The organism is Porticoccus sp. GXU_MW_L64, from assembly GCF_052983295.1.
The window spans coordinates 109,370-127,914 of sequence record NZ_JBRKJK010000005.1 but is presented as its reverse complement, the minus strand read 5'-3'; the positions used below and the strand labels follow the sequence as shown (position 1 = coordinate 127,914).

Here is an 18,545-nt window from a genome sequence, read left to right as displayed (position 1 = left end):
AACGGGCAAGATATAATCTCACCTATGAGTGACCGTTTTGAACTGCACCTTGAGATTACTGAGGCTACCGACCCGGTATCGCTGTTGACAGGGGCCTGTGACCTCTCCAAACAACACATCAAGCAGGTGATGCAGAAAGGCGCCGTATGGCTGACTCGCGGCCAGCACACCAAACGCCTGAGGCGGCACAGCAAAGTGCTGCAGCCCGGGCAGCAATTGCACCTTTACTACGACAGCCATGTTCTTCAACAACAGCCAGCAGCGCCCCTGCTGATTGCCGATGAAGGTGACTACAGCGTTTGGCACAAACCTCGCGGTGTGCTGAGTCAAGGGTCCAAATGGAGCGACCACTGCACCATCCATCGTCTGGTGGAACAGCAACTGCAACACCAGCGCCCGGCGCACATCATTCACCGCCTGGATCGTGCCGCCAGCGGTTTGATACTGATTGGCCACAGCCGCAAGGCGACCGCGGCACTGGCAAAGATGTTTGAACTGCGCCAGCTGGACAAGTGCTATCAGGTCATTGTCAGTGGCCAGTTTGCCGCACAGCAACAAACCATCGCAGCACCCATTGATGACCGCCACGCCATCAGCCATGTGCGCCAGCTGGGATACGATGCAGTCAGCAATCGCTGTTTGCTGGAAGTAAAAATAGAAACCGGCCGCAAGCACCAGATTCGCCGCCATTTGGCTGGCATTGGCTACCCGGTGGTGGGGGATCGACTATATGGAGATGGGGAACCAGGGCAGGATTTACAACTGACCGCTGTGCAGCTGTTATTTACCTGCCCATTAAATAGTGAGTTACACCACTATCAGCTACCGCAAGAATTCCGGCCGCCGTTTTAACCACTTTTTAAGCCATAGCCTTTCCACACATAATACACAGCAGGAATCACCAACAATGCCAGCGCCAGTGCCGACACCATGCCACCAACCATCGGCCCGGCAATGCGCTGCATAACTTCCGAACCGCTGCCTGTACTGAGCATGATGGGAATCAAACCCACAACAACGGATACTACCGTCATCATTTTGGGCCTTACCCGCAGGCAGGCACCTTCGATAATGGCTTCGCGCAGGTCAGCTCTGTTGGGCTGGCGCCCTTGTTTCTGGGCTTCGCCACTGATCCGCTGCCAGGCCTGGTTCAAATACACTTGCATCAAAACACCCAGTTCCGCTGCCAGCCCAGCAAGGGCAATAAAACCCACCCCGACGGCAACCGAGAAGTCGTAATCGTTCCAGTACATAAACCAGATGCCGCCCACCAGGGCAAATGGCAGCGTGCCAACAATCAGAGCCACATCGCCCAGGTGACGGAAGCTCATGTACAGCAGCAGAACAATAATTGCCAGGGTCAACGGCACCACTATTTGTAGCTTCTGTTCGGCGCGCATCATGTATTCGTATTGCCCAGACCAGGTAACCGAGTACCCCGGTGGCAGTTCCACCTGCTCTCGAACAATTTGCTGGGCTTCATCAATATAGCTGCCCAGATCGCGGTTTTTGATATCTACCAGCGTCCAGCCATTAATCCGGGCGTTCTCGCTTTTGATGGCTGGCGGCCCGTTGGCCACATAAACATCTGCTACATCTGCAAGCGCCACTTGCCCACCACCGGGAGTGACAATGGGTAACAGCTTTAACTGTTCGGCAGAATCCCGATAGCGTTGGGGGTAGCGCAAGTTGACCGGATAACGCTCAAGCCCTTCTACAGTTTCAGTGACGTTGACCCCGCCGATAGCGGTGCGAACCACCATTTGCAAATATTCCACATTGAGGCCATAGCGGGCTGCCCGCAGGCGATCAATATCGACGTTGACATAACGCCCACCTGCCACACGCTCGGAATAAACCGAGGAGGTGCCCGGCACGCCTGCCAACACGGTCTCCAGGCGCTTACCGATCTTTTCAATTTCGCTGAGTTTGGGGCCAGACACCTTGATACCCACCGGGGTTTTAATACCGGTGGCCAACATGTCAATGCGAGTTTTTATAGGCATCACCCAAGCATTGGTCAGCCCCGGAAATGTCACCAGCTGATCAAGCTCCGCCTTGAGGTCGCCGGTGGTGATACCTTTGCGCCACTGATCTCTGGGTTTGAGCTGAATAATGGTTTCGATCATGGTGAGCGGTGCCGGATCGGTGGCGGTTTCGCCGCGGCCCATTTTTCCGTAGACCGTGACCACTTCCGGAATGGTGCGGATCAATTTATCGGTTTGCTGCAACAGCTCTCGCGCTTCACCAATGGAAATGCCCGCATAGGTGGTGGGCATATACATCAGGTCACCTTCATCCAGCGCAGGCATAAATTCACTGCCCACTTTGCTGTAGGGCCAGGCAATTGACAGTATCGCCACCAGCGCCATTGCCATTACCGTTTTCGGGTACCGCAACACCGCTTTAATCGCCGGCATGTAAGCGGCAATTAATGCCCGATTAACCGGGTTTTTGTGCTCTGGAATAATCCGACCACGGACAAAGTAACCCAGCAGCACCGGCACCAGGGTAATTGCCAAACCAGCCGCCACTGCCATGGAATAGGTTTTGGTGTAAGCAAGCGGGCTGAACAACCGACCCTCTTGCGCCTCCAGAGTAAATACCGGCAAAAAGCTGACGGTGATAATCAGCAGTGAAAAGAAAAGCGGCGGTCCCACTTCCTTGCAGGATTGGGCAACAATCCGCCAGCGGTTGTTGTCTGTCAGCGGTTCTTTTTCGATATGTTTATGGAGGTTTTCAATCATTACAATAGCGCCATCCACCATGGTGCCAATGGCGATGGCGATACCGCCCAGAGACATGATATTGGCGTTGATGCCCTGTTGATGCATGACAATAAAAGCGCCCAGTATTCCCAGTGGCAGGCTGATCACAACCACCAGGGAAGAGCGGAAATGGAACAGAAACAAGGCGCAGACAAGTGCCACCACAATAAATTCTTCAGTGAGTTTGTGCCAGAGATTGTCCACCGCCCTTTGAATCAGGCTGGAACGGTCATACACTTCTACAATCTCTACACCGGCTGGAAGCCCCTGTTTCAGTTCTTCCAGTTTTGCCTTGACACCATCGATCACCTGTTGGGCATTTTCGCCGTAGCGCATCACCACAATACCGCTGACCGCCTCGCCTTCGCCATTGAGCTCTCCGATACCCCGGCGCATTTGCGGGCCTTCAACAATGTCGGCGACTTCCCCCAGCAATAGAGGAGTGCCGCCATCATTGAGGCGCAATGGCACCTGCTCAAGATCCTGCACCGAATCGATATAACCAGAGGCGCGCACCATGTATTCCGCTTCCGCCATCTCGATCACCGATGCACCGGATTCTTTATTCGCGCGTTTGATGGCGTTGCTGACATGAGCCAACGGTATCTGGTAGGCACGCAGCTTGTTGGGGTCCACTTCCACCTGGTACTGCTTGACCATGCCTCCAACGGTGGCAATTTCCGAAACGCCCGGCACCGCCTGTAGCTCGAACTTCAGGAACCAGTCTTGCAAAGTGCGCAGTTCCGCCAGGTCATGTTGGCCGGTGCGATCCACCAATGCGTATTGATATACCCAGCCAACCCCGGAGGCATCTGGCCCCAGTTGCGGTTTGGCACCTTCCGGCAATTGTGGGGATACCTGACTCAGATATTCCAAAACCCGGCTGCGTGCCCAATACATATCGGTATCGTCTTCAAAAATCACATAGACAAAAGAATCGCCAAAAAAGGAAAAACCACGCACCACCTGGGCTTTGGGTACTGACAGCATGGCTGTGGTCAGCGGATAGGTAACCTGATCCTCAACCACCTGTGGTGCCTGGCCGGGATAGGAAGTTTTGATAATGACCTGCACATCAGACAGGTCGGGTATGGCGTCTATCGGCGTATTTCGCACCGAATAGATTCCCCAGCCCAACAACAATACTGCCAGCAACACCACATAGAATCGGTTGCGAGTCGACCAGTCGATAATGGCTTCAATCATCGCGATCACCTCCTGCCTGCGGGTTTTTAACCTCAACACGGGTAATCAGGTACAAGCCTTTGCGTTTCCGGTACAAACGAAATTCCAGTTGGGCACCTGGAATTAACTGGCTGACATCAACATCGCGGCCAATGCCGTAAGTCATGGTCATTGCTGGCCATTTCCATTCAGGGATAGCGTTGTGGCGTATTACTGCATCGTAACCATTGCGTCGTAACACCTCGCCACCGGTTACCCACAGGCCACGACTGTCGGAAACATCTGCGGCATCGTGCAATCTGTCCAGGTCAGCATCGAGGTTGGATTCCGAATCGATCATAAACTGCGCCGAAGTCACTACCTGGTCGTCAACCGTCAAGCCGTCCAGAATGGCAACCCGGTCGCCGGATTCCATACCCGCCAGCACCGGCACAGAGCGATAGCGACCTTCGCCTTCGGACAACACCACTCGATCAACATGGCCGCCGCGAATCAACGCCTGGCGAGGGATATTCAGAAGCGGTTTGTCACTGTCAGCATGGATAGTAAGGCTGGCAAACATATTGGGTTTAAGCAGCTCGTCGGCATTATCGAACCGCACCCGCACTTGCACAGTGCGCGATGTTTCGTTCAACACCGGATAAATATATTCCACCTCCCCCATCCATTGATGGCCGGGATAACTGTCTGCTCGCATCGTGACCTGCTGGCTCTCTTTCAGCCAGGCCGCCTGGCGCTCAAACACTTCTCCAATCACCCACACCGTATTCAAATCACCCGTGGCCATGATTTCAGTAGCCGGTTTCACATGCATGCCGTGACGCACATTGAGGGCACTGACATAGCCGTCTCTGTGGGCGAGAACCGCCAACCGTTGACTGATTTTGCGAGTGCTGCGCAATTTGTCGATCTGGCTTTCAGTAACACCCAGCAACTCAAGCCGCAGGCGGGACGCACTAAGCAGTTTTTTATTGCCGCTGGCCAGTGCCGTTATGTACTCCTCCTGTGCATTGACCAACTCTGGGGCATAGATTTCAAACAACACCTGGCCCTTTTTGATCGGGTCTCCAACACTTTCTACATTAAGGGTTTCAATCCAGCCTTCCACCCGGGAGTGAATGTGGTGCAGACTGCTTTCGTTAAACTGCACATAGCCGACGGTCTCGATCCGCCGTGACAGCAGCGATTCCACTGCCGGCTCGGTTTTTACACCGAGGTTGTTTTCTACTGCGGCAAAGATGGTAATTGTCGATGCATCATCCTCCGCTTGCGCGGACTGTTTTTTAAGAACCAGATCCATACCGCAAATCGGGCAGCTACCCGGTTCATCCCGCACAATTTTGGGGTGCATCGGGCATGTCCAATGGCTGGCATGATCGTGCTGGTGATCTGCCTCTGGGGTACCATTGCCATTGTCATCATGTGGTTGAAACAAGTAGTAGCCAGCCCCCAGGCCAACCACCAGGGAAATCAAAGCGGGTAGTAACCGTTTCATGGCTTGAGTCGCTCCAGTTCATCGTATTCAGTCAAATATTTCACGTGTGCAGCGCCCTGCAGATAATCTATGCGTAACCGCTGGTATTCCAGACGCAACGACAGTTCGGACAACACGGCTCTCATCACTTCATCAAAGTCTGCCGCGTCAGAACGATACGCTTTGAGTACAGCGTCGACTTGCTGATTGGCCTGCACCAGAATGGTCTGTTGGTAGAGTTGGAAGCGCTGTTCCAGGTGACGGGCATCAACCGTCAGGTTGTCGAGCTCGGCGCGCATGGCAACCAGTTTTTCCTGGCGTTCACTGCGTGAAGATTGATGTTGCTGCACGCTGGCACGATAGCTTTGGTCCTGGCGTTTACCAGTAAATAGTGGCAATTGAACGGTGACGCCAGCGGAGAAAAAGTCCGGTAATTCACGACCGTTAAAATCCTCCTGCCGATATCCGTAGCTGAGACTGACTCCCCAGTTTGGCCGGTAACCGGACTCAGCCAGCTCAATGCCATGGTGCCGTGCAGCGACCTGCTTATCCAGTGATTGAATAGCGGGATGCGTTAGCAATCGATCATGGTGATTGCCTACACTCAAACTCCAATGGGGTAATGCTTGAGCAGCGTCATATTGACTCATATCGCCTATCCAGCGCGATAGATTGGCCTTTTGCCGACTGCAACGATCGGTAATATCAATCAAGCGATCATCCAGTCGGCTCAACTCCAGTTCAGCACGTAGCAGATCGTGCTGCTGTTTCTTGCCTACCTCGTAGAGAGAATTGACCACCGCCAACAACTGTTCGAAAACCACTTTGCTCTCGGTAACAATCTCGCCGGCCTGCTGCCAGTAATAGAGTTCCAGCCAGTCACGCCTCACTTGCCGCAAAACTTGAAGTTGACGATCCTGTGCCTGCCATTGCATTGCTTGCGATTGCTTCTGGCGAATCTGGCTGCGAGCTTTCAGCGCACCAGAAGCGGGGATTTTCTGGCTGATACCGACCTTGAGCTGAGTCATCGGCTCTTGATCGAGGTTAAAAGTGTCTGTGGGAAAGTTAGCCGCTGACAGTTGCAGCTCCGGATCAGGCAACTGCCGAACTGCTGTCGCTTCACTGGCCAGTGCCTCGGCTTTCGCCGCCAGCGACAGTACACCTGGCTCATTGGCAATAGCCAGCCGCTCTGCCACTTCCAGTGGCAGGTTTTGATTATTTGCTGGCTGATCCGCAAAACCCGGAGCCGACAAACTCAGCGCCAGGATAACCAACGCCGAACGAACAGGGGTAAACATGATTATTCTCCTTGCATCTTGACTGGCCAGCTGCGCGCCAACCACCAACGCAAGCGCAGCAAAGCGCTTGCGAACTCAAGGCAAGGATTGGTTATTCGATAAAACTGCAGACTTGCAGATAGAGGGGTGGATCTGATCGCCGCAAGACAATCAGTTCTTCCCATGAGGAAACGACAGTTGGGGAATAAGCATCGTACGTATCCAGCCAATCTTCAAAGCTGGCCACCAAATACAATACCGGATGGGAGAAGTCCGCACTTAGTACATCAGCGCCTGTGAACTTGCCCTCACCACAGCAAAAGCTGGCGGGGTTTTCACAACAGCTTGCATTGGCCTCTGGAGCGGACGATTGATCTTTGCTGCCATGACAACAGGCTTTTACCTGTTGCTCTTGAGACTGCCCAAAATCAATATCACTGCCAAAGCCTGCATGGGCAGTGCAAAATAACTGACCACTGAACAATAGCCAAAGCAGTAAAAAGCTGCTGGCTTGGCGCTTGTATTTTGTCAGTTTGGAGAAGACAGGCATGAGTCAAATAATAATTTCAATTTTGGTCAGAGCTTAACAACATGGGTGTATGGCATGTTTGGACATTGTACTCCAATGGCAAATGTTTTGTATTTCGTATTCACAGCTTCCAAAACCCATAAGAAAATCGATCATCTTATTTAGGACATTTGTGGCTATTCAGCACTTTTTGAAGTGACAATGATACGGGCGCTATTTGTGGGGTTTTGTCGCGAGACGTAAATCTGGGGTGGTTTGCTGTGACCCGCTGCAAGTACGTCCATGTAAGCTCGAGGCCAGCATCCCTGCTGGCCACGGTCACAGCAAACCACCCCAGATTCACGCCTTCAAGTTTTTCAGAACGTGCTGAATAGTTACGGGCATTTTTACCCTTCTTTACGCAGCCACCACCCAACTTTACGTTGACCTTATCCATAATGGCAACCATCAAACAGCAACACACCCCTTGTTACTGTTTTGACTACCCCCCTTGATAGAACATTTTTTGCCCCGCTTCCCCAGTGGGGCTTTTTTTTGCCCACTGCATCAGGAATTTCCGGAGCGGCGCCGGGACCTGTTGCGACTCTGTCGGTTTTTATTTTGGCCATCACCACCGGACTGTTTCCCCCCGCCCCGGTTGCGGCGCTGTCCCCGTGGTTGTGGCGCGGGTTTGGCCGCCAATTCTTCGGGGGTTTCCTGGCGATAACCGGACAACATCTCACTGGGAATATTGCGCTTCAACAGCCGCTCAATCCCCTTTAGCAGCTTGTTTTCATCCGCAGATACCAGGGATATCGCCTGCCCTTCGGCACCGGCGCGACCCGTGCGGCCAATGCGGTGCACATAGTCCTCGGCCACGTTGGGCAACTCAAAATTCACCACATGGGGCAGCTTGTCGATATCAATGCCACGGGCGGCAATATCCGTGGCGACCAAGGTACGCACCTTACCCGCCTTGAAACCAGCCAGCGCCGCAGTGCGGGCATTCTGGCTTTTGTTACCGTGAATGGCCGCAGCGCTGATGCCATCGCTTTCCAGCTGTTTGGCCAGGCGGTTGGCACCGTGTTTGGTGCGGGTAAACACCAATACCTGCGACCAGTTGCCCTCGCCAATCAACTGCGACAACAGCGCCCGCTTTTGCTTTTGCGCCACCGGGTAAACCAGTTGGCTGACGGTTTCCGCCGCCGTATTGCGCCGCGCCACTTCCACCTCGGCGGGGTTGTTTAAAATGCCGTCCGCCAGCTGTTTGATTTCCCGGGAGTAGGTGGCGGAAAACAGCAGGTTCTGGCGTTTGCCCGGCAGCAATTTCAGCACCCGGCGAATATCGTGAATAAACCCCATATCCAGCATGCGATCTGCTTCGTCCAATACCAGAATTTCTACCCCGGACAAATCCAGCGTTTTCTGCCCGGCGTGATCCAGCAGGCGCCCCGGCGTGGCCACCAGAATATCCACTCCCCGGCGCAGGCGTTGAATCTGTGGATTGATGTTCACCCCGCCAAAAATCACCTGACTGCGCAACGGCAGTTCAGCGCCGTAATTTTCAACACTCTCACCCACCTGGGCGGCCAGCTCCCGGGTGGGAGCCAACACCAGCGCGCGGGGCCGAGGTGCTTTAACAGGCTTGCCCTTGTCGCTCAGCAATTGCAGTAATGGCAAGGTAAAGCCAGCGGTTTTTCCGGTGCCGGTCTGGGCACCGGCCAACACATCCCGGCCCTGCAATATCACAGGAATGGCCTGAGACTGAATGGCAGTGGGCGTACTGTAGCCTTGGGCAGAAATTGCTTTCAGCAGCTCGGGCCGCAGGCCCAGTTGGTCGAACGTCATGGAGGTTTCCCACAAGAATCTGGAGAGGGAGCGCAAAATACAGGTTAGTGGCGGCAATTGATAGTAGAACATCGCTGCTACACCACAAAATTTGAAGGCATGAATCTGGAGAGACTTACTGTGACCGTGGCCAGCAAGCCTCTCCGGGTTCATGCCCTGTGATACAACTGATAGGCAGTAGTGGTAGAACATACTAAACCGTACGTTAGATAGGCGACATGGGCTTTTCAAGACACGCTGTGAATACATCCTTGTACGCTCGGCAGCGGCTTCCTTGCCGCTGACGGTCTTGAAAAGCCCATGTCGCCTATCTTGTTAACTCCTTAGTACGTCCTGTTCAGAAACCACGGCAGCAGATACACTGGCGAAAAAACTGTCGAGCAACGCTATGTATCTGGATTTCCAACAACTTTCTGCCAACCAGCGCTACTTCACCATGACCCAGAGCATCCTGCCCCGGCCCATCGCCTGGGTGTTGTCCGACAACGGCGATGGCAGTCATAACCTGGCACCGTTCTCTTACTTTAATGCGGTCTGTTCCGACCCGCCGCTGGTAATGCTATCCATCGGCCACAAGCCCGACGGCAGCCGCAAAGACACCCTGGTGAACATTCGTGAGCGAGGGCACTTTGTGGTGCATATTCCCCACAGCGGGCAGGCGGCACAGGTGACCGAAAGCTCGCGTACCCTGGCGCACGGAGTTTCCGAACTGGACAACCTCAATATGCCCTTAACGGCTTTCGAGGGGTTCGGCCTGCCACGGCTGGCAGAGTGTCGCCTGGCGTTTGCCTGCCAGCGCTACCAGATTCAGGAATTGGGCAATGGCCCGCAGTTTTTGGTATTGGGTGAAGTAAAAGCCCTTTACGTGAGCGACGAAGTGGCTTCGGTTAATGATGCTGGCCGACTGACGCTGGATGCCAACGCCATCGACCCGCTGGCCCGCCTGGGCAGTTCCGAATACGGCACACTGGGCAACATTATCGACGTGCCCCGCCCCAAATAGAGAAAGCCGTAATGAACGAGTGGATAGACCTGGTAAAGATTGTCCCTGCGGTCGTATTTCCCGGCGCTGCATTGATTCAGCTTCTGGCATTGGTCAAACAACGCAATGCTCAAGGGGTCAGCATCACTACCTGGTGGCTGTTTGCCCTGGCCAATATCTGCCTTTATGTGTACACCGGCAAATTCACCGAGTTGGCAGCCATTGTCACCTTTTTGGGCACTGCCATTCTCAATATCGCCGTTGCCATTACCGCACAGCGCTTGAATCAGGCAACAGAATAACAGCCAAAAAAAAGCCCTACTGGGGGAGCAGGGCTGAAAATACACTAAAAAGTGTTCTATCAAGGGGGGTAGTCAAAACAGTAACGAGGGGGGTGTTGCTGTTTGATGGTTGCCATTATGGATAGGGTCAACGTAAAGTTGGGTGGTGCAATTGAAAAGCTGTGTAAAGCTGTCTGACAAATAACGGATCTATTATGAAAAACGTCTATTTATTGCTTGTTACCTGGATGTTCTCGGTATTCAGTGTTGCGGAGACCAATCAATCTCAAACCAATGCCGCACTCGCCTGGTTAGCGATTGTAGACTCTGGAAATTACGTGGATAGCTGGCATCAGGCCGCACCATTTTTTCAAACAAAAGTGTCATCCGAACAATGGGTGAAAGCGGCAAATAACGTTCGTACACCGCTTGGCAAACGTATTTCACACAACATCACCAGTGCCAGCGCCTATACCTCTTTACCCAATGCGCCCGAAGGTGAGTATGTCGTTGTAAAAATTGCTACCCGGTTTGAGTACAAAGAATCCGCCACTGAAACCATTACCGTCACTAAAGTGGGCAGCAACTGGCGCGTAGTTGGCTATTTTATAAAGTAGCCAAACTACCCAATCCGCTCCACCACATGCTCGGCAAAACCGTAGCCGCCTTCCGCATACAGGTTAAAAGAGATACAACCCAAATCGGTGAGTTCTTGCACGTGGTCCGGGAAGCGGGCGATGGTTGCCAACTGCCCGCCATAACCCATGGATTTCAATAGTTGGCTGGTATCCAGGTTTTCCGCGTGGTCCGGCAGGCAAACCATAATCACTTTGATGGCGTCCAGGTCGATGCCCTCCCAAAAATCACGGTCGGTGGCATCGCCGGATACGGCCCGATAGCCCTCTTTTGTCAACTCCGGCAGGCGGCCTTGTTCGGAGTCCACCCCCAATACACAGTCCCCGTAAATTTCCTTCAGGTGTGTGTAGGCACCGCGCCCTACCCGCCCCATTCCCATCACCAATATCGTAGCATCACCAATATCCACCGGCTGTTCGTAGGGAAGCCGCCGGGAGTGTTCGAACAGTCGCTTGCTGAAACGGCGGTAAATACGATGAGAGCGTGCGTTAAAAGGCACCGCTACAAAAAACGACAGCGCCATGGCAAGTGCAGTAATCACCACCCACTCGTCGCCAATCAACCCATTGGCAGCCGCCAGGGTAGCGACAATCAGGCCAAATTCGCTGTGGTTGTACAGTGACAATGACGCCAGAAATGATGTGCGCGCCCGCAACCGGGTGGCCACAAACCCCAGGTAGTAAAGCACCGGTTTGATCGTTGCCAATAAAGCAAGCGCCGCCGCCAACAGGCACATCTCCAGCGACGGCAATCCGTTAAGGCCGATGCTGACAAAAAAGCCCACCAGAAACAGCTCTTTGAGGCCGATAAGGGTTTTGCGCAGTTCGCTGGCTTTGCTGCACCCCCCCAGCAATACCCCCAGTATCAGTGCCCCCAGGTCGCCCTTGATGTTGAAATATTCAAACAACCCATAGCCACCAAACGCCAGGCCGATACCAAACAGTGTAAGCAGCTCGCCGTGGCCACAGAGGGCAAACAGGCGATGCAACACGGGCCGCAGGGGTATCAGCAACAACAACGCCAACGCGGGCCAGTCCGGTAATTTGCCAGTACTCAGGGCAAGGAATACCACCGCCATCAAGTCCTGAACAATCAGAATACCGATGGCGATTTTGGCGTGCAGGGATGCCCCTTCACCACGCTCATCAAACACCTTGACCGCAAACACCGTACTGGAAAATGACAGCGCAAAAGCCACTGTCCACAGGGCACCGCCTTGCAATGCCGACAGTGCGGGCACCAGTGCCAGCAGCAACATTAACCCCAGGGCAAACAACGGAATCACCAGTACCATAACCCCGGCAGCCACCCCCCACACCTGCACCGCAGCCAAATCCCGCAGGTTCAGCTTCAAACCGATGGTAAACAACAGCAGGGTAACCCCGGCACTGGCAATCTGGTCAATCAATGGCCCAGGGTTCAGAGACGTTTGGCTGATGGCAAAGCCAGCCACCAGGTAACCCAGCATGGGCGGAAAACCCAGCTGGCGAATCAGCAAACCGGCGGCCAGCGCCAGGATAATAATAATGGGGTCAATCATTTTTTCAGCCTTGGGTGGGCGTTATTGTTATCAGTCTGTTTGTCGGCATTGGATTTATTTTATTGAGGCTTAGGTGTTGAGGTTTGGGTGGCGATTTGGAGCCTATTATCCTTTCCCGGACACGCTGTAAATACTTCCATGTAAGCTCTTCTGCGGCATCCCTGCCGCAGACGGCCCAGGAAAGGATAATAGGCCCCAAACCTTCATATCCAGTATCGGCTTTTATAATTTTTTATCGAGTACACTCTCAGGCTTACAACACTATTAACCCGGCAATACAAAAGGCGTCCTGCCTTTTGTATTGCGCGCTCAATAACTTTCACATAAAAGAAAGTGACGCACTTGCGCGGAAGTGCTTGATTTTATTGAGCTCGCACACTCTGAGACATCAGCTCAACACCGCCACGCTCTTGACTTGGGCATACACTTTTATCCCTTGCCGCAACGCCAGGATATCAGCGGATTTGCGGGTAATATGTGACAGTAACACCGTACCACCCACATCCAGCTTGACCAGCACTTGTGACTCCCCCAATGGTTCCACAGCCACCACCCGAGCGGGCAGGCAGTTCAGCACACTGCTGTGCTCTGGTGCTTGCAGGGCAATGCTCACATCCCGCGCCTGTATCCGCAGGCGCACGCTTTGCTCGGCATCCAGCAAACCGGCAACGCTCAATTGGCCACCGGCAAAGGCCAGCTGCGACAGGTGATAGTGACTGTCCAGGGATTCAACACGAGCGTCGATCACCACCTCTGCGTCCTCGCCACGGGCCAGCGGCAGGTCGATGCGTGCCAGCATGTCACCAATAGCACCACTGGCGACAATGCGGCCACGGTCCATCAGTAACAAATGATCCGCCAGCCGCGCCACTTCATCGGTGGAGTGGCTGACATAGAGGATGGGAATATTCAGCTCCCTGGGCAGGCGCTCCAGGTAGGGCAATATCTCACGTTTACTGGTGCCATCCAGAGCCGCCAGAGGCTCGTCCATTAGCAGCAGTTGCGGGTTGGCAAGCAGAGCGCGGGCAATGGCAACTCGCTGGCGTTCGCCACCGGACAAATCCCCAACACTGCGGTTCAGCAGCGAACCCACACCCAGCAGCTCAACAGATTCATCAAACCTGACGCGCGGTTTTTCCGCCACCGTGCGACGCCAGCCAAATTCCAGATTGGCTTGTACATTCAAATGCGGTAACAGGCTGGGCTCCTGAAACACGTACCCCAGCGGGCGCTTGTGGGTGGGCAGATAAAAACCCGGCTTTTGCCAGCGAGTTCCGGCAATCTGGCAGTGCCCCTGAGCCTGTGGCTCCAGCCCGGCAATAGCCCGCAGCAACGTGGTTTTGCCACATCCGGAAGGGCCAAACACCGCACTGATACCCGCGCCCGGCACCCCAAATTCTGCATCCAGAATAAAGTTGCCTTTCAGCACACTCAGCTTAACGTCCACCGTCATCGCACCGGCCCCAGCGACAGTGGCGACCGACGATTAACCGCGTACACCAGGGTCAGCACGATCAGTGAAAACAGTAACAACCCCGCAGCCAACCAGTGTGCCTGGGCGTATTCAAGAGCCTCTACCCGGTCGTAAATGGCAATGGACAATACCTGTGTTTTACCGGGAATATTGCCACCAATCATCAACACCACACCAAACTCCCCAAGGGTGTGAGCAAAACCCAATACGGCAGCGGTGATCACACCCGGTCGTGCCATGGGCATAGCCACCGACCAGAAGCGATCCCAGGGGGAAGCCCGCAGGGTAGCGGCCACCTCCAATGGCCGGGAGCCAATGGACGCAAAAGCATTTTGCAGGGGTTGCACCACAAACGGCAGAGAGTAAACCGCGGAGCCAATCACCAGGCCGGGAAAGCTGAACGCCAGTTGGCCGCCCTCTCCAAGCAGAGCAACCAGCGGACCATTGGCACCCAACAATAACAACAGATAAAAACCCAACACAGTGGGCGGCAGCACCAGTGGCAACGCCAGCAGCGCTTCCAGCAACGGCTTGACTCGCAGGCGGCTGTGGGCCAACCACCAGGCCAGTGGCGTACCCACCAGCAACAACAGCGCGGTGGTTACCGCAGCCAGTTTCAGAGTCAGCCAGACAGCCGCCAGCTCCGCAGACGTTAGCCAGTCCATCAGAGGCCCCCGGAAGTTGGCAGGCGATAGCCAAAGCTGGCAATCAGCTGGCGACCAGCGGGACTTTTTAAATAAGCGAGGAAAACACCGGCAGCGGGATGATCCGTCAATTGCAGCGCCTGCTGTTTGATCGGGTCGTAAAAATTATTGGGCACAAGCCAGTAAGAACCGGGGATGTGGCCATTGGTATTTTTCGCCAGCGCCTTTAGCTGGGATAGCGCCACAAAACCCAAATCCGCATTGCCACTGTGTACGAACTGGAATGCCTGGTTGATATTCTCGCCCCTCAGCAGCTTGCCGCTATCGTCCCTTTGTAGAGACCTGGTATTTTCCAGAACCTGCTGTGCAGCGCGGCCATAGGGTGCCAGCTTGGGGTTGGCAATAGCGAGGCGATTAAATTCCCCAGCCGTTAACACCCGGCCTTTGCCATCCACTGAATGTTCAGCAGCGCTCCACAACACCAATTGGCCGATGGCGTAACTAAAGCGGCTACCTTGTAGCGCTCTGCCCTGCTGTTCCAACAACTGTGGCCGGCGAGCATCGGCCGCCAGAAAAACATCGAAAGGTGCACCGTTAATAATCTGGGCGTAATGTTTACCGGTAGAGCCCGCCACTAGATTGATGCGGTGGTCGGTGCGCCGCTCAAAATCCGCCTTCAACGCCTTCGCCGCCGCCATAAAATTGCTGGCTACGGCGACATCGATGGTCTGAGCAAAACAGACAACAGAGCTCACCAGAGCGAATAAAAAAGTGATAACACGAAACAACAAATGGCTTCCCAACAGTGAATTTTTGGGAAGCATACCCGCTATCAGGGACAGATGAAACGCCATTGCCGCCCCACAAAATTCAAAGACATCTCTCCGGCATGAGTTATTGTGACCGTGGCCAGCAGGGATGCTGGCGACGAGCCCCAGGGATAAGTTGTGCCTGGCGCACCAAAAAAAACCCGCTGCAAGCAGCGGGGTTTTGAGTGCAGGAATCGCCGGGCGGTTATACGCAGCAGATTTCCAGGCTTTGTTGAATAGAGGTTTTCAGCTGCTCCTGCAGAGTGGTGGCAAATTCAGCTTCCAGGCTATCCAGCTCTACCACTACACTGTTGTTCCAGTGAACATCGTCTTCAATGCTGGTATTAACCTTCTTCAGCACTTCTTTTTTAAGGTCTGCTTTCAAGTCAGCTTTCAGGCCATCCTGATTCAGTACAAAACCGATAGTGGTCGCTTCAAAATCTGCTTTGCTGTCCAGCAGATCTGTACCCGCAAAAGCCGCACTGTTCAAGGCCAATAAAGCAACAACGGCAATCAGTAAATTTTTCATCTCGTGCACTCCAAATAAGTGGTTAACTTTGATGGAGCGCATTATGGAGAGGGTCAATGTTAATGTGATCGCAACAGATGTTAAGTTCAGTAAAAATATGACAAATAAGAACCTCTCAGCCTCGAGCCAATACCGTTAATTCTGTAACGAATTTATTTACCGGGAATATCCGCTAATGCAGCCTTCAGGTACTGCCAAAAACTGGCCACCGCCGGAATCGATACTTTTTCGTCCGGTGAGTGAGCGCCGCGTATGGTGGGGCCGAAGGAAATCATGTCCCAGTGGGGATAGATCGACCCCAATATACCGCATTCCAGACCGGCGTGAATCACGCTGACTTTGGGTTCGTATTCAAACAGCGCCTTGTGCCTGGCCACCATCATGGTGAGCAATTCGGTGTCCATTTTGGGCGTCCAGCCAGGATAGGCGCCAGCGGTATGCACATCGGCACCGGCAAGGCGAAAGCTGCTGGCAACCGCTTGTGCCAGATCGTCGCGAGCACTGTCGCTGGCGCTGCGGGTCAGTGACTGCACATAAATGTTGTCGTCGTCATTAAACACCACTGCCAGGTTGTTGGACGTTTCCACCACACCCGGCAGGGAGTTGATCATACGGGTGGCGCCGTTGGGACAGGCGTACACCGCCTGAATAAAGCGCGTCAATACCCCATTGTCTATCTGCGTTTCGGGCAATTCCGCCGGCGTCATGGCAATGGCAAAGCCCGGTTCCACCCCGGCCAGTTCAGCGCTGACCACAGCGGCAAATTCTGTCACCCAGGCAGTAAAGGCGCCTGCCTCGCCAGCGGGAACGGTAATGCCGGTGAATGCCTCTCGGGGTATGGCGTTGCGCAGGGTGCCACCGTTGAATTGGTACACGCCCACGCCAAAGCGCTGCACCGCAGTGCTCAGCAGGCGGTTGGTGATTTTATTGGCGTTGCCGCGACCGTCATTGATATTGAGGCCGGAATGCCCCCCCACCAGGCCGCCCACATTCACTTCAAAGGCCACGCAATCCGCTGGCACCGGTTGGCTGGCAAAGGGCAACTTGATATTGACATCCACACCACCGGCACAGCCCACGAACAGTTCGCCTTCGTCCTCTGAATCCAGGTTGAGCAGAATATCCCCTTGCAACAGCCCTGGCTGCAATCCCTGGGCACCGGTCATGCCCGCCTCCTCGTCGATGGTAAACAGGGCTTCCAGAGGGCCGTGGGCAATATCGGCGGATTCCAGCACCGCTAACATGGCGGCACAGCCAATGCCATTATCAGCACCCAGGGTTGTGCCATCGGCAGTCACCCAGTCGCCATCCACATAGGCGTTGATGGGATCGGTAGAAAAATTATGGCTGGAATCGGCGTTTTTTTGCGGCACCATATCCAGATGACTTTGCAGAATCACGCCACGGCAATTTTCCATACCCGAGGTAGCCGGTTTGCGGACAATCACATTGCCCACTTTATCCACCTGGCTTTGCAGGTTATGGCGGGCGGCAAATTCCAGCACATAGTCCACTACTGCCTGTTCTTCCTTGGAAGGGCGTGGGCGGTTGCACAGCTCCTGGAAGTGGCTCCAGAGTTCGGTGGGTTGTAATTGGGCGATGGGTTGGTTCAAAGGAATCTCCTATCGGCAATTGACATGGCAAGGCACGAGCTGGGTATTGCTTTCTGTGACACGCCGTGAACCCTTCCCTGGGGGCTTGGGGCCAGCATCCATGCTGGCCACAGTCACATAAAGCAATACCCGACTCATGCCAACAAAATTGGGCAGGCATTCTATCCTTATGGGCAACTAAATGGGATGGCTTCAATCAAACGAATTTCATCTGCCGACAATTCAGCCCGATAAGCCAACACCTCTACCCCCGCTGCCACAGCCTGACGCAGGGTTTTGCCATATTCCGGGTCAATATCGTCGGCGGGCATGACCCTTTCAATTCCGGTGTGTTGCACACAGTAAAACAACACCGCCCGCTGCCCCTGCTCCACCATCGCCGCCAGCTCGCGCAGGTGCTTGCTGCCACGGGTGCTGACCGAATCCGGAAACAACCCCAGGCCGTCACCCATATGCAGAGTGACGTTTTTCACCTCCACATAACAGGCTTGATCCGGACGTTCTGGATGATCGCTTAACAACAGATCGATACGGCTGTTTTCCGCACCGTATTTCACCTCGCTGCACAGCTGGCTGTAACCCTGTAATTCCGCCACCACGCCCTGTTCAATGGCCTCCCGTACCAGATGATTGGGGCGCCCGGTATTCACCCCGGCCCTGTGGCCACAGGGGGTGGTGGCAATTTCCCAGGTACAGGGGTATTTGCGCTTGGGGTTGTCGGAACGGGAAAACCAGCAAGGGCTGCCCTCCGACAGGCAGTTCTTCATGGAACCGGTATTGGGACAATGTATGGTGATCTGGTCACCTTTAGAAGTCTGCACATCCGCCAGAAAGCGTTTATAACGTTTAATCAGAGTGCCGCACTCAAGGGGTGGATTGAATTTCACCGAATATTCCTCAGACAAAAACCGCAGTTTAGCTGCTTGCGAGCAAATAAAACTTGAAAATTTGCTTCCATCAATCTATAAACGGCTGTT

At 54.1% G+C, this 18,545-nt stretch carries 17 protein-coding genes; 4 read left to right on the top strand and 13 right to left on the bottom strand.

The annotated features are described in order from the left end of the window. The first annotated feature begins 24 nt into the window (after nt 1-24). Entirely contained in the window at nt 25-852 is an 828-nt protein-coding gene (locus tag ACVBEJ_RS04865) for an RluA family pseudouridine synthase (protein WP_447128482.1), read from the top strand. Here ACVBEJ_RS04865 and ACVBEJ_RS04860 read toward each other — a convergent pair. The 6 genes from ACVBEJ_RS04860 to ACVBEJ_RS04835 form a co-directional block, all read right to left on the bottom strand. Then, nucleotides 849-3,974, bottom strand: coding sequence for an efflux RND transporter permease subunit (locus ACVBEJ_RS04860; RefSeq protein ID WP_447128481.1), 3,126 nt, complete (start codon nt 3,972-3,974; stop codon nt 849-851). The genes ACVBEJ_RS04865 and ACVBEJ_RS04860 overlap by 4 nt on opposite strands. Continuing rightward, nucleotides 3,967-5,448: an efflux RND transporter periplasmic adaptor subunit gene (locus ACVBEJ_RS04855; RefSeq protein WP_447128480.1), complete on the bottom strand. Its 1,482-nt coding sequence runs from the start codon at nt 5,446-5,448 to the stop codon at nt 3,967-3,969. Before ACVBEJ_RS04855 ends, ACVBEJ_RS04860 begins: the two co-directional genes overlap by 8 nt. Then, entirely contained in the window at nt 5,445-6,725 is a 1,281-nt protein-coding gene (locus ACVBEJ_RS04850; RefSeq protein ID WP_447128479.1) for a TolC family protein, read from the bottom strand. Before ACVBEJ_RS04850 ends, ACVBEJ_RS04855 begins: the two co-directional genes overlap by 4 nt. Before the next feature lie 91 nt (nt 6,726-6,816). Then, nucleotides 6,817-7,254, bottom strand: a complete 438-nt coding sequence (locus tag ACVBEJ_RS04845) for a hypothetical protein (RefSeq protein WP_447128478.1) — start codon at nt 7,252-7,254, stop codon at nt 6,817-6,819. 136 nt (nt 7,255-7,390) lie between these two features. Next, the gene (locus ACVBEJ_RS04840; RefSeq protein WP_447128477.1) at nt 7,391-7,669 is read right to left on the bottom strand and encodes a hypothetical protein; all 279 of its coding nucleotides are present in this window, start codon (nt 7,667-7,669) and stop codon (nt 7,391-7,393) included. Between the two features lie 110 nt (nt 7,670-7,779). Next, nucleotides 7,780-9,060, bottom strand: coding sequence for a DEAD/DEAH box helicase (locus ACVBEJ_RS04835; RefSeq protein ID WP_447128476.1), 1,281 nt, complete (start codon nt 9,058-9,060; stop codon nt 7,780-7,782). Between the two features lie 388 nt (nt 9,061-9,448). Between ACVBEJ_RS04835 and ACVBEJ_RS04830 the strand changes: the two genes are divergently transcribed. From ACVBEJ_RS04830 to ACVBEJ_RS04820, 3 genes are all read left to right on the top strand, one after another. After that, nucleotides 9,449-10,063 (top strand): flavin reductase family protein, encoded by a 615-nt coding sequence (locus tag ACVBEJ_RS04830; protein ID WP_447128475.1) that lies wholly within the window; start codon nt 9,449-9,451, stop codon nt 10,061-10,063. Between the two features lie 11 nt (nt 10,064-10,074). Then, nucleotides 10,075-10,344 (top strand): hypothetical protein, encoded by a 270-nt coding sequence (locus ACVBEJ_RS04825; protein WP_447128474.1) that lies wholly within the window; start codon nt 10,075-10,077, stop codon nt 10,342-10,344. Between the two features lie 194 nt (nt 10,345-10,538). Then, nucleotides 10,539-10,940 (top strand): DUF4019 domain-containing protein, encoded by a 402-nt coding sequence (locus ACVBEJ_RS04820; RefSeq protein ID WP_447128473.1) that lies wholly within the window; start codon nt 10,539-10,541, stop codon nt 10,938-10,940. A 5-nt stretch (nt 10,941-10,945) separates the two neighbouring features. On the opposite strand, the gene ACVBEJ_RS04815 is transcribed toward ACVBEJ_RS04820, so the two are convergent. The 7 genes from ACVBEJ_RS04815 to sfsA form a co-directional block, all read right to left on the bottom strand. Then, the gene (locus ACVBEJ_RS04815) at nt 10,946-12,499 is read right to left on the bottom strand and encodes a cation:proton antiporter domain-containing protein (RefSeq protein WP_447128472.1); all 1,554 of its coding nucleotides are present in this window, start codon (nt 12,497-12,499) and stop codon (nt 10,946-10,948) included. A gap of 388 nt (nt 12,500-12,887) precedes the next feature. Beyond that, nucleotides 12,888-13,952, bottom strand: coding sequence for a molybdenum ABC transporter ATP-binding protein (gene modC, locus ACVBEJ_RS04810; protein ID WP_447128471.1), 1,065 nt, complete (start codon nt 13,950-13,952; stop codon nt 12,888-12,890). Beyond that, nucleotides 13,949-14,638 (bottom strand): molybdate ABC transporter permease subunit, encoded by a 690-nt coding sequence (modB, locus tag ACVBEJ_RS04805; RefSeq protein WP_447128470.1) that lies wholly within the window; start codon nt 14,636-14,638, stop codon nt 13,949-13,951. The genes modC and modB overlap by 4 nt, the downstream gene beginning before the upstream one ends. After that, nucleotides 14,638-15,471, bottom strand: a complete 834-nt coding sequence (gene modA, locus ACVBEJ_RS04800; RefSeq protein WP_447128469.1) for a molybdate ABC transporter substrate-binding protein — start codon at nt 15,469-15,471, stop codon at nt 14,638-14,640. The genes modB and modA overlap by 1 nt, the downstream gene beginning before the upstream one ends. 160 nt (nt 15,472-15,631) lie before the next feature. Further along, entirely contained in the window at nt 15,632-15,955 is a 324-nt protein-coding gene (locus ACVBEJ_RS04795; protein ID WP_447128468.1) for a hypothetical protein, read from the bottom strand. 152 nt (nt 15,956-16,107) lie between these two features. Further along, nucleotides 16,108-17,568 (bottom strand): aminoacyl-histidine dipeptidase, encoded by a 1,461-nt coding sequence (locus ACVBEJ_RS04790; protein WP_447128467.1) that lies wholly within the window; start codon nt 17,566-17,568, stop codon nt 16,108-16,110. A 167-nt stretch (nt 17,569-17,735) separates the two neighbouring features. Beyond that, complete coding sequence (sfsA, locus tag ACVBEJ_RS04785; protein WP_447128466.1) at nt 17,736-18,455, bottom strand: DNA/RNA nuclease SfsA; 720 nt, start codon at nt 18,453-18,455, stop codon at nt 17,736-17,738. Between the last annotated feature and the right edge of the window lie 90 nt (nt 18,456-18,545).